We start from the raw sequence: 12,091 nt of genomic DNA on the forward strand, positions 1-12,091 counted from the left end.
CAGCTGCGGCCGGGCCCGGCGCCCGCCCACGGGATCGGTCCGGCCGGCGTCGGCGCCGCGCCCGCGCCCACGCTCACGGTGGCGAACACCCCCGGGCTGGGCACCCCCCTCCCGCCGAACGGGACCGCCCCGGCCTTCCGCAACCCGCTGACCCCGGTCCGGGTGCTGCTCGGCCAGGGCCTGACCCCGGACGGCAAGCAGTGGCAGCTGTGGGAGGCGCTCTGGCCGGAGGCCCCCCGGGAGCGGGCGTTCGAGCAGGCGACGGCGGTGTGGGAGGAGCGCAGCAGGTACGACTCGGCGGTCTCCAAGCCGACGGAGGAGTACGTCCAGCGGTACTGGCAGCCGGACTGCGACGTCACCAACGTCTACTTCACGGTGGACGGGGTGCGGCTCAGCCATGACTCCGACGGCGCCCAGGCGGCCCCGGGCAAGGTCGACCCGCGCAACCGGACCGTCTTCGGCGGCGGCCTGGTCGGTCACCGGGGCAAGGGCGACACCGTGGCCCCGCTGGACGTGGTGCTGCTCTCGATCGGACCGGACGTCGGCCGGGTGGTGGTGACCTGGGCGGACGGCAGCACCACGGAGCCGACGCCCGTCACCGTGGCCGACTCCCCGATCCGCGAGCTGGTGGTGGCCCGCCCGGGGACGATGCGGGCGAAGTCCTGGCAGTTCTTCGACAAGGACGGCAACAAGCTCCCGGACGCCGGTGCCAAGTACCTGACCGAACCGGCCTCCTGAGCCCGGGGCAGGAGCGGGACGTCGGCCGGGCCGACCTCCCGCTCCTTTCCTGTCCCCCTTCAGCCGAGCAGCAGCCTCGCGGCGGCCGTCGCGCCGTCCGTGCGGACCCGGGCCGAGAGGGCGGCGGCCCGCTCCCGGGTGGCGGGGGCGAGGGCCCGGCGCAGGGCGGCGGCGAGGGACGCGGTGGTCGGGGTCGGGCCGTCGTGGGCGGCGCCGATGCCCAACTCCGCCACCCGCGCGGCCCAGTACGGCTGGTCCACCATCTGCGGGACCAGCACCTGGGGCACCCCGGCCCGGGCGGCCGTGGTGGTGGTGCCCGCGCCGCCGTGGTGGACGACGGCGGCCACCTTCGGGAACAGCGCCTGCTGGTTGACCTCGCCGACCGCGAAGCAGTCCTCGGCCCCGTCCACCTCCGCCAGTCGGGCCCAGCCGCGGCCGAGCAGCACCCGGCGGCCCTGCGCCCGGACCGCCTCGACGGCGACCCGGGCGGCGCCCGCCGGGTCGCGCAGCGGCATGCTGCCGAAGCCGACGTACACCGGCGCCTCGCCGGCCGCCAGGAAGGCCGACAGGTCGGCGGGCAGCGGGCGTTCGTCCGGCAGGATCCACGCGCCGGTCTGCACCGCCTCGGGCCAGGCCGGGTCCGCCTCCGCGGGCCGCGGCCACGGGTCGAGCAGCGGGTCGGTGGCCAGCCACGGCCGGCCGGTGAGGACGTGGTCCCGGACGTTGTCGGCCTCGGGCAGTCCGACCGCCGCCCGGCGGGAGTTGACCGCGTCGCCGAACAGCGCGTTCATCGTCCCGATGTTGAGCTCCCACAGCTCCCGGGGGTCGGTCGCCTCCGGCGGGTAGGGCAGCATCGGGTACTCGAACGGCCGGTGGTGCGGGGAGGGCAGCACGGTCGGCTGGAGGGCCACGTACACGAAGCGGGCGCCCAGTTGCTCGGCCGCCGCCTGTGCGCCGGCCGCCGCCGGGAACAGCCCGGTGGCCAGCACCGCGCCGCCCGGCTCGGCCGCCCCGAGCACCGCCGCGTGGAACTGCTCGACCAGCCGGGCGGCGCGCGCGGGCAGCTCCCCGGGCTTCGGCGGCGGACCGCTGACCAGCGCGCGCACCGACTGACCGACCGGCACCGGCTCGACTCCGGCCTCGACCAGCCGCGCCGAGAACTCCTCGTCCGGCGGCGCGCAGACCCGCACCTCGGCGCCGAGTTCCCTCAGCCGCACCGCCAGCGCCGCCATCGGCTCGACGTCCCCGCGCGACCCGTACGTCGACAACACCACTCGCACTTCGTGACTCCCCGTTTCGCGGATCTGCTTCCGTGCTTCGCGGACCTGCGTCCTCGAAGCGGTGATTCTGCGTCACCACCGGGGCCTTGTGGCAAGGCCCCCCGTGCGCTATACGTTGAGAGTGGCGAGGAGTGGGTACGCCTCCGCGGACGCCACCACCGCATCCGAAATTCCCGGGCGGACACCGCTTCTCCTGCCAGAATCTCCTTCATGCGCGCGATCATCGAGGACATGGCCGGTCAACTCGCCCGTGTGCCGGGCGTGGTGGGAGTGATGCTCGGCGGGAGCCGGGCACGGGGCGAGGAGCGGCCGGAGTCGGACTGGGACCTCGGGGTGTACTACCGGGGCGGCCCCGACCTCGACGCGCTGCGGGCGCTCGCCGGGCCGGAGACCGAGGTGGCCGGCCCGGGCGGCTGGGGCCCGTGGGTCAACGGCGGGGCGTGGCTGCGGGTCGACGGCGTCGCCGTGGACTGGATCCTGCGGGACCTCGACCGGGTCGGACGGGTGTGGGCGGACTGCCGCGCGGGCCGCTACGAGGTGGGGACGCAGGCCGGCCACCCGCTCGGCTTCTGGTCGCCCTGCTACCCGGGCGAGGTCGCCCTCGGGCAGCCGTTGGCCGACCCCACCGGGGAGTTGACGCGGCTCAAGCGGCAGACCGCCGACTACCCGGAGCCGCTGCGCGGGGCCCTCACCGCGGCCACCTGGGAGGCCGGCTTCCTGCTCGACACCGCCGCGAAGAGCGCCGTCCGCGCCGACGCCCTGCACGTCTCGCTCTGCCTGTCGCACGCCGTCGGCATCCTGGTCCAGGCCCTGTTCGCCCACCACCGCCGCTGGTGCCTGAACGAGAAGGGTGCGCTGGCGGCCGCCGGTCAACTGCCGGACGCCCCACCGTACTTCGGCCGGCGCGCGCACGGCCTGCTCGCCGAGCCCGGCGGGTCGGCGGCGGAGCTGACGGCCACCGTCGCCCGGGCGCGGGAGCTGAGCAGGGAGACCGTGGCCGCACTGAACCGCTGAGCCGCCGAACACCTGATCGCCAACCGCCCGGCGGGCGAGGCGCGTTCAGCCCCGGTGCCAGGAGGCGGCGTTCCGGTGGTCGGCCGCCGACGCCACCTCGACGGCCGCCTCCCTCATCTCCCGCTCCCAGTCCCGCGTCACCTCGACCGGCCACGTGTCGACGCAGCCCGGGCAGCAGACCTGGTCGACCAGCTCCGCGAGCCGCCGCTCCGCCCCGGTCGTGCGCTCGTCGATCCGGGACCAGAGCGCGGCGACGGCCTCAACCGGCGTGATCTCCCCGGACACCAGCCGGGCCGCCGTGTGGTGCAGGAGGCTGCGCTGGACGAAGCCGTCGTCCGGCACCGGCAGGCCCAGCTCCGCCATCGCCTGCCACAGCAGCTCCGTCAGCTCGACCGGGGGCTCGCCCCGGCCCGGCCGCCCCGCGAGGTCGCAGAGCGCGGGCGAATCCCCGCCGATGCCCGCCGCCAGCAGCCCGGCGGCGGCCATCGGCAGGTCCTCGGGGAAGACCAGTCCGGCGGAATACTGCCAGGCCAGGGTGAATGCGTCGTCCATGGCGCCATCCTGACAAAGCGACCACGCCAGCCGCCACCGGATTCTCCGCCCCTGCGGAAAACCACAGGGTGCGGCGGTGCGGAAAACCACAGGGCGTCCGCCGGAAACCCGCATACCGGCGCTGACCTGCGGTTCCTAGCGTGGAGGGCAGAGCCGGGCGCACCAGGCGCCGGCACCGCGACCACCCTGGAGCCCGCATGCCGCACACCGTCCTCGCCATCGCCCAACAGCCCGCCGACGGCTTCGCCGGCTGGGCGGCCGACCTGGTCGACACCCTGGGCGGCCCCGGGGCCGGCCTGGCGATCGCGCTGGAGAACCTGTTCCCGCCGCTGCCCAGCGAGGTGATCCTGCCGCTGACGGGCTTCGCCGCCGGGCAGGGCGTGATCAGCCTCGCCTCCGCGCTGACCTGGACGACCCTCGGCTCGGTCGCCGGGGCCGTCGTCCTCTACTGGCTGGGCGCCCTGTTCGGCCGGGAGCGGATGCACGCGATCTGGGCCCGGCTGCCGCTGGTCAAGGCCTCCGACCTGGAGCGCACCGAGGCCTGGTTCGCCCGGCACGGGACGAAGGCGGTGCTGCTGGGCCGGATGGTGCCGATCTTCCGCAGCCTGATCTCCGTTCCGGCCGGGGTCGAGCGGATGCCGCTGCCCGCGTTCGTCATGCTGACCACGATCGGCAGCCTGGTGTGGAACAGCGTGCTGGTGATGGCCGGGTTCCTGCTCGGGGACCGCTGGGACACGGTGGAGACGTACGTCGGCCTCTTCTCCAAGGCGGTCCTGGTGGTGGTCGCGGTGGCCGTGGCCGGGTACGTCGTGATGCGCTGGCGCGGGCGCAACAGCGCCGCCCAGCACCGCCGCGCCCGGTGACCGGCCCGGCCGGACCCACCGGCCCCGATGGCCCCGAAGGCCCCACCGCCCCCGCAGGCCCGGCCCGCCCCGTAAGCTCGGACCCCGTGCAGGGGGATGCAGCGGACACCACGTCATGGCCGCGCCGGGCCACCGGAGTTCTGCTCGGCTGCCCGAGCGCCGCGCTCGCCGCGCTGTACCTCCTCCTCGCGGCCGCCGTCCTCGGCCCGTTCCTGCTCTGGCCGCGCACCCGCCCGTACGCGGTGCCGGGCCTGCTGTCCGGGGTGCGCCGGCTGGCCGCCCTGGAGCGGGCCCGGCGCAGCGCCTTCTTCGGCGACCGCTTCCCCCGCCAGTACCGGGCGGACGACCGCCGGGTGCTGCGCTACCTGGCGGTGCGCAGCGGCGGCGGGCTGGTCGCCGGCGTGGTGCTGGGGCTGCTGGGCTTCGGGCTGGCGCTGGCCGTCCTGCTGGTCGGCGGGGTGCTGCGCGGCTCGCTGGGCTGGGAGGAGCTGGCGACCCAGGTGCTGCTCGGCGGGGTGCTGCTCTTCCTGGCCGTGCAGGGCCTGTTCTCGCTGGCCGCGCTGGACGCCCGGACCGCCCGGGAGTGCTTCGGGCCGTCCGAGGCCGAGCTGCTGCGCCGCCGGATCGCCGAACTCGCCGACAGCCGGGCCGCGGTGGTGCAGGCCGTGGACGCCGAGCGGCGGCGGATCGAGCGGGATCTGCACGACGGCGTGCAGCAGCGGGTGGTCGCGCTGGCGATGCTGATCGGCCGGGCGCGGCGCGGCCTGGACCGCCACCAGGACCCGGAGCGGACGGAGGCGCTGCTGCGCCAGGCGCACCGGGAGGCGCAGGGGGTGCTGACCGAGCTGCGCGAGGTGGCCTGGCGGGCGTACCCGTCGGCGCTGGACACCCTGGGCCTGGAGGAGGCGCTGGGCGGGGTGGCCGAGCGGTGCGCCATCCCGCTGCGGCTCCGCTACGAGGTGGCCGGCCCGCTGCCCGAACCCGTCCGGACCGCCGCCTACTTCGTGGTGTCGGAGTGCGTCACCAACGCGGCCAAGCACTCCGCCGCCTCGGCCGTCTCGGCCCTGGTCGAGCGGACCGCCGGCGTGCTCACCGTACGGGTCGAGGACGACGGCACCGGCGGCGCGGACCCGGCGGGCAGCGGCCTGACCGGCCTGCGCGGGCGGGTCGCCGCGCTGGACGGTACCCTCCACGTCCACAGCCCCGCCGGGGGCCCGACCGTCATCACCGCGGAGCTGCCATGCGCGTGACCCTCGCCGAGGACTCGACCCTGCTGCGGGAGGGCCTGGTCCGGCTGCTCGCCGAGGAGGGGCACGAGGTGCTGGCCGCGGTCGGCGACGCGGCGGCGCTGACCGCGGCGGTGGCGGAACGGCCGCCGGACGTCGTGGTGGTGGACATCCGGATGCCGCCGACCCACACCGACGAGGGGCTGCGGGCGGCGGTGGAGATCCGCGAGCGCTGGCCGGAGGTGGGCGTGCTGGTGCTCTCCCAGCACATCGAACGCGGGTACGCGGCCCGGCTGTTGGACGCGGGCGCGGAGCGGGTCGGCTACCTGCTGAAGGACCGGGTGGCGGAGGTCGACGAGTTCCTGGACGCCCTGGTGCGGGTCGCGGCGGGCGGCGCGGTGATCGACCCGGAGGTGGTGCGCCAACTGGTGGTGCGCACCACCCGCACCGACCCGCTGGCCCGGCTCACCCCGCGTGAGCGCAGCGTCCTGGAGGCGCTCGCCCAGGGCTGGACCAACGCCGCCATCGCGCAGCGGCTGCACGTCTCGATGAGCGCGGTGGAGAAGAACCTCAACGCCGTCTTCGACAAGCTGGACCTGCCCCGCACCACCGACTACAACCGCCGCATCCTGGCCGTCCTGCACTACCTCGGCGCGTAGCCGCCGCGCCGTCGGCTCAGGGCTTCCGCGGCTCCCGGCCGCGCAACGCGTCGACCGGGCTGGCGTCCGGGCGGCTGTCCGGACCGGCGGCCGGCCCGGCGGTGTCCGGCGGCCGGAGGGTGAGGACGCGGTCGGCGAGGGGCAGCAGCGCCCGGTCGTGGGTGATCAGGACGGTGGTGCGCCCGGTCATCAGGCGGCGCAGCGCGGGGACGAACTGCTCGACGGTGTGCGGGTCCAGCCCGGTGGTGGGTTCGTCCAGGACCAGCACGGGGGTGTCCCGCAGGAAGGCGCGGGCGATGGCGACGCGCTGGCTCTGGCCGCCGGAGAGCTGGAAGCCGTCGGCGCCGATCACCGTGCGGTAGCCGTCCGGGAGCGCGGTGACGAAGTCGTGGGCGCCGGCGTTGCGGGCGGCGCGTTCGATGGCGGCGGGCGGGGCGTCGGGGCGGCCGTAGGCGATGTTGTCGGCGATGGTCGCGCGGAACAGCGGGGCCTGCTGGGGCAGCAGGGTGACGGCCTGGCGCAGCGAGACGAGGGTGAGGTCGCGCAGGTCCTGGCCGTCGAGGCGGACGGTGCCGGCCTGCGGGTCGAGGAAGCGGACGAGGAGCTTGGCGAGGGTGGACTTGCCGCTGCCGCTGGGCCCGACGAGGGCCAGGGTCTCGCCGGGGAGCAGGTCGAGGTCCAGGTCGGTGAGGACGGGCGGCCCGGGGGTCCCGGTGGCGCCGGGGTAGCCGGCCCGGACACCCTGGAGGGTGACCCGGCCCTGGACCGGGCCGGTGTCGCGGGCGGTGGGGCGTTCGCGCACCGGGCTGGTGAGGTCGTGCAGTTCCAGCACGCGTTCGCCCGAGGCGCAGGCCGTGCCGGCCAGCGGGACGAGGGCGGCGAGCTGCTGAGCGGGCTCGAACAGCTGGGCCATGAAGGCGGCGAAGGCGAGCAGGCCGCCGAGGCTGAGCTGCCCGTGGATGACCTCCAGCGCGCCGACGCCCACCACCGTGAGCCCGGCCAGCAGTTGCAGCACGCCGAGGAAGGGCTGGTAGAGGTCGGCGACCCGGGCGGCGGAGAGTTCGGCGTCGAGCAGGGCCTTGCCCTCCCGGTGGACCCGTTCGACCTCGCGGCTCTCCTGGCCGCAGGTCCGGGTGACGGTGGCGTTGCGCAGGGACTCCTCCAGCAGCGCGGTGACGCCGCCCGCGCGGCGCTGGACCTGCCGTTCCCGGCGCCGGATGCGGCGCCCGAACAGACTGGTGGAGAGGACGAACAGCGGGGCGGCCAGCAGCGCGGCCACGGTGAGCGGCCAGCTCAGGTAGAAGGCGGCTCCGGTGAACAGCAGCAGGCTGACCGCGGCCACGGCGCCCTCGACCAGTCCGGTGGCCACCATCTGCTCGATCTCGGCGATGTCGAAGGTGAGCCGTGCCACCAGGTCGCCGCGCCAGCGGGTCTCCAGGGTGTCGGGCGGCAGGGTGTGCAGGTGGGCGAGGGTGTCGGTGCGCAGCCGCAGCATGTAGCGCTCGGCGGTCCTGGTGCTGGTGTAGGTGCCGCCGTAGGTGAACAGCGCGGCGGCCACGGACGCGCCGAGCATGAGGGCGGCGAGCAGCCAGAAGTCGGCGAAGTGCCGGGGCACCAGGACGTCGTCGATCAGGTCCTTGAACAGCCAGACGGAGACGACCTCGCCGAAGGCGCCGAGGACGAGCAGGACCGCGCTCACCGGGAGCCAGCGCACGTCGGGGCGCACCCACGGCCAGAACCGGCGCATCAGCTCCCGCAGCGGGACGACGGGCGGGTCCGTCACCGGCCCCGGGTCGTCGTCGTCCCGCGCCGCCCGGTCGCCCGGGGGCGTCACTTCGCGCATGGCCACGACCCGTTGCTCTCGGAGACGTCGTTCCGGTGTCCGGAAACGATCTTTCGGGGTCCGGATCCGCCGTTTCCGAGGTGGGGACCCGTCATCCGGGGCCCCGTCGTCCGGGCCCCGTCGTCCGGGACGCGTCACCCTCCGCGTGGCGGCGGTGCCGGCCCCAGGGTGAGGGGCCGGCGGTGGTACCGCCGGCCCCTGTGATGGCGCTAGTCGGGACTGTTGTGCGCAGTCCTAGCCGAAATCACCGTCACCACATGCCGAAACGGCGACGGTGGTTTCCACGACGGTTGCGGCCACGATCACGATCACGCCCACGACCACGGTCACGGTCACGGCCGTAACCACCGCCTCTGTCTCCTCCACGGCCGAAGTAACTCATCACGGCTTCTCTCTCTCGTTGCGTCGGCGCTCCTGGCGCCCGCCGAGACCTGCACCGGCGGCGCGGTCCCGGGGACCTGGAGGCCGTTGCCCGTGGTCGGACCGTTCCGGCGGCCTGTCGGCGACGCCCGGTCCGATCCGTCCCACTCCTCCAGTATCCGCCCACCGAGCGTGTTCGCAGCTCCAGAGCCGCACGGACTTCGCGACGACCGGCCGCCACCGTGGAGGGTGTCCCGCCCGTCACGTTCGGCGACTCCCGGTACGTCATCGGAACGGCGGCTCCCACGGAGGGCGTCCGCGGCCGTGTGCCGGGTAGGCTGACCGTGGTACGCGAGTCCTCAGAGAACCTGACAAATGGGTCCGATGGCCGCCCTCCACGCCCTCCCCCTCGCCGGACGGGCCGCCACGCGGCCGGAGGGGCGGATCCGGGCCGGGCGGTGGCCCGGCGGGCGTGCCGAGCGGGTCCCGGCGGGGCGTCACACAGTTTTCACACCCCGGCCATCCGGCGGCCGCGCGCCTCGTTGACACTGTGTCGGGCGAGTCCGGAAGGGCCTGCTCCGCATACGGACGGTCAACGAATGAATGACATTGTGTCCGCTCCGTGTGCAAGCACAGCCCAGGCAGCGAACGGGTTTTCACTCTAATCACACGGTATGACTAGTATCGCTTCGTCAAAAAACCGTGCCCGGACGGCCCGCCCCTCACCGGCCGGCCGCCAGCCCCAAGGAGTCAGCTCTGCGCGCGCGTGCGAATCGGCGGCCCCCGACGCCGAAGGGCCCCCGCAGGCGTCCACGCCTGTCCCTGCGGACGGCGCTGCTCGTCCTGGCCGTCGTCCCCAGCATCGCCCTGGTCGCCCTCTGGGCCGTGACCAGCGGTGAGACGGTCTTCGACTTCCAGCGGCAGGGCGCTCAGGCCCTGCTCGCCCAGAAGGCCGGACAACCGTCCAACATCGTCTACTACAACCTCCAGGAGGAGCGCCGGCTCAGCGCCGAGGCGCTCGCCCGGCCCGGCTCCAACGCCGACCAGCTGCGCCGCCAGCGGCAGCTGACCGACGACGCCGTGCGGCAGTTCCAGACCCTCTCCGGGGAGACCGCCGACAACGCGCCCGAAGAGGTGCGCACCGCCGTCGCCGAGGCACGCCAGGCGATGGGCAAGCTGGTCGAGCAGCGCGCCGGCGTCGACCGCGGCTCCGTCGACCAGCAGACGGTCTACACGTACTACACCGACCTGATCGCGGTGGACCTGCGGCTGTTCACCGCGCTCAGCCGCGTCGACACCGGCGAGGTCACCTGGATCTCCAAGACCCTCGTCAACGCCTTCTGGGCCAAGGAGATGCTGGCCCGGGAGGACGCCATCCTGGCCCGCGGCTGGCCCAGCGGCCGGCTGAGCACCGCCGACTACCAGGCCGTCCAGCAGGCCATCGGCGCCCAGGACCACCTGCTCAACGTCCAGGTGCTGCCGTACATCCCGGACACCGAGGTCCAGGGCTGGCACGACCTGATGAACGGCCCGGCCTGGCAGGCCAAGGCCGCCGTCGAGCAGCAGCTGACCAGGCCCACCGCCGCCGACGCCAACGGCACCGTCAGACTGCCGGCCGCCCAGGACCAGTGGCGCCAGGCCCTCGACCAGCTCAACCCGCCGCTGGTCAAGGCGATCGAGGCCCGTACCAGCGCCATCGTCGAGGTCGGCAAGGGCGCCATCATGGGCCTGCTGACCCGCGTGGTGCTGACCGCCGTCGTCGGCCTGATCACCGTCGTCGCGGTGATCATCGTCTCCTGGCGGCTCAGCCGCTCGCTGCGCCGCCGCATCAAGGACCTGCACACCCAGGCCGAGGAGATGCAGCGCACCCTGCCCGAGGTGGTCGACCGCCTCGGCCGCGGCGAGCAGGTGGACGTCGAGGCCGAGACCCGCACCATCACGGACGGCCCGCACGGCAACGGCACCGACGAGCTGGCCCGGCTCGGCCAGGCCCTCAACCTGGCCCGCTCCGCCGCCCTGGAGTCCGCCGTCGGCCAGGCCGAGCAGCACCGCGGCTTCGAGCGGCTGCTCCAGCGCATCGCCCGCCGCACCCAGCTGCTGATCGGCCGCCAGCTGCGCAAGCTGGACGAGCTGGAGCGCAAGCACGACGACCCGGAGGTCCTGGAGGGCCTCTTCGACCTCGACCACCTCACCGCCCGCCTGCGCCGCTACGAGGAGAACCTCGTCATCATGGCCGGCGGCCAGCCGCAGCGGCGCTGGCGCAAGCCCGTCCCGCTGCTGGACGTGCTGCGCGCCGCGCAGGGCGAGGTGCAGGACTACCGGCGGATCTCGATCGACATCGAGGGCGACCCCTGGCTCTCCGAGCGGGCCGTCGGCCCGGTGGCGCACGTGCTCGCCGAGCTGATGGAGAACGCCACCACCTTCTCCAAGCCGCCCACGCCGGTCGAGGTGCGCGCCGCCGTGGTCGGCCGCGGGCTCGCGATCGAGATCGAGGACCGGGGCCTCGGCATGGACCCGGAGCAGTACGACGCGGCCAACGAGCTGATGAGCCGCCCGCCGCGCACCGACGTGCTGGCCCGGGCCGACGACATCCGCCTCGGCTTCCACGTGGTCTCCCGGCTGGCCGCCCTGCACGGGCTGCGGATCGAGTTCCGCCCGTCCGCCTTCGGCGGCACCCGGGCGGTCGTGCTCGTCCCCGACGAGCTGGTCCTGGAGGGCGACACCGGGCTGCCGGACGGCGCCGGCGGCACGGCCACCGAGCCGATCCCGCTGGTGCGCCGCTCGCGCCGGGCCGTCCGCTCGGCCTCCGACGAGACGCCCGTCCCGGTGCCGGCCGGTCCTCCGGTCGCGCCGGTGGACTCCTTCACGCCGGGCGACCACGCCCCGCACGGGGCCCCGGTGCCGCTGTCCCCGGCGGAGGCCGGGACGTGGCCGGGACCGGACGCGGGACCGGCGGCGGGATGGGGCGCGGCACCGGAGGCCACGCTCCAGGAGGTCCCGCTGCCCGCGGCCCCGTTCCAGCCGGCGGTCGTCCAGCCGCTGCCGTCGGGCCCGGACGCCCCGGCTGTCCTCCCGGCGGCTCCGTTCGAGGCGGAGTGGCCCGAGCAGCCGTACCAGGCCGGGCAGCCGTTCCAGGCCGGGCAGGCGTACCCGGCGGAACAGCCGTACCCGTCCGGGCAGCCCTTCGGATCGGAGCCGTCGTACGACGCTGAACCGTCCACCGGCCCCGTGCCGTCGTACGGAGTGGAGCAGCCCGCCACGGCTGCCCGGCCCGACCACCAGCCGGAGCAGCCGATCGAGCACACCTCCCCGGCCGACCCGGCGCCCGCCCAGGACGCCCCGGCCTACCCGGACATCGCCTACGCCCGGGTCACCGAGGCCGAGGCCCCGTACGCCGACGAGCAGTACCGCCCGGCCGACCACTACCGGCTGGCCGAGCGGCGCCAGCCCCGCGAGTACCGGACCTCGGTGCCGTTCAGCCCGGCCCAGGCCGGCCAGCCCCCGCTGCCGCAGCGCGTCCGGCAGGCCAGCCTGGCGGCCGAGCTGCGGGTGCCCC

10 protein-coding genes are annotated in these 12,091 nt (G+C 75.1%); 6 read left to right on the forward strand and 4 right to left on the reverse strand.

Annotation, left to right across the window (positions count from 1 at the left end):
* Positions 1-738, forward strand: a 738-nt coding sequence (locus tag AE652_RS22640) for a hypothetical protein (protein WP_049654390.1), incomplete at its 5' end; no start/stop codon positions are given.
* Positions 739-797: 59 nt separating this feature from the next.
* Here the strand turns inward: AE652_RS22640 and AE652_RS22645 are convergent.
* Positions 798-2,018 carry a glycosyltransferase gene (locus AE652_RS22645; RefSeq protein ID WP_049654391.1) on the reverse strand — a complete coding sequence of 407 codons (1,221 nt, stop codon included), beginning with the start codon at positions 2,016-2,018 and terminating at the stop codon, positions 798-800.
* Positions 2,019-2,228: 210 nt separating this feature from the next.
* Here AE652_RS22645 and AE652_RS22650 point away from each other — a divergent pair, with 210 nt between their 5' ends.
* Positions 2,229-3,032 carry a nucleotidyltransferase family protein gene (locus AE652_RS22650; protein WP_049654392.1) on the forward strand — a complete coding sequence of 268 codons (804 nt, stop codon included), beginning with the start codon at positions 2,229-2,231 and terminating at the stop codon, positions 3,030-3,032.
* A gap of 45 nt (positions 3,033-3,077) precedes the next feature.
* Here the strand turns inward: AE652_RS22650 and AE652_RS22655 are convergent, their stop codons facing one another.
* The gene (locus AE652_RS22655; RefSeq protein WP_049654394.1) at positions 3,078-3,584 is read right to left on the reverse strand and encodes a hypothetical protein; all 507 of its coding nucleotides are present in this window, start codon (positions 3,582-3,584) and stop codon (positions 3,078-3,080) included.
* 197 nt (positions 3,585-3,781) lie between these two features.
* On the opposite strand from AE652_RS22655, the gene AE652_RS22660 reads away from it, so the two are divergent.
* From AE652_RS22660 to AE652_RS22670, 3 genes are all read left to right on the forward strand, one after another.
* Positions 3,782-4,447: a DedA family protein gene (locus AE652_RS22660; protein ID WP_049654396.1), complete on the forward strand. Its 666-nt coding sequence runs from the start codon at positions 3,782-3,784 to the stop codon at positions 4,445-4,447.
* A gap of 86 nt (positions 4,448-4,533) precedes the next feature.
* Positions 4,534-5,697: a sensor histidine kinase gene (locus AE652_RS22665; RefSeq protein ID WP_049654398.1), complete on the forward strand. Its 1,164-nt coding sequence runs from the start codon at positions 4,534-4,536 to the stop codon at positions 5,695-5,697.
* The gene (locus tag AE652_RS22670; protein WP_049654400.1) at positions 5,688-6,332 is read left to right on the forward strand and encodes a response regulator transcription factor; all 645 of its coding nucleotides are present in this window, start codon (positions 5,688-5,690) and stop codon (positions 6,330-6,332) included. Before AE652_RS22665 ends, AE652_RS22670 begins: the two co-directional genes overlap by 10 nt.
* A gap of 16 nt (positions 6,333-6,348) precedes the next feature.
* On the opposite strand, the gene AE652_RS22675 is transcribed toward AE652_RS22670, so the two are convergent.
* Entirely contained in the window at positions 6,349-8,175 is a 1,827-nt protein-coding gene (locus AE652_RS22675) for an ABC transporter ATP-binding protein (protein ID WP_053112194.1), read from the reverse strand.
* 234 nt (positions 8,176-8,409) lie between these two features.
* A complete protein-coding gene (locus tag AE652_RS49050; protein ID WP_255357445.1) occupies positions 8,410-8,541 on the reverse strand; it encodes a hypothetical protein in 132 nt (43 codons plus the stop codon).
* A gap of 879 nt (positions 8,542-9,420) precedes the next feature.
* On the opposite strand from AE652_RS49050, the gene AE652_RS22680 reads away from it, so the two are divergent.
* A partial coding sequence (locus AE652_RS22680; RefSeq protein ID WP_053112196.1) for a nitrate- and nitrite sensing domain-containing protein occupies positions 9,421-12,091 on the forward strand: 2,671 nt, incomplete at its 3' end.

Origin of the sequence: Kitasatospora sp. MY 5-36 (assembly GCF_001182915.1) — a bacterium.
In the GTDB taxonomy this organism is placed as follows: domain Bacteria; phylum Actinomycetota; class Actinomycetes; order Streptomycetales; family Streptomycetaceae; genus Kitasatospora.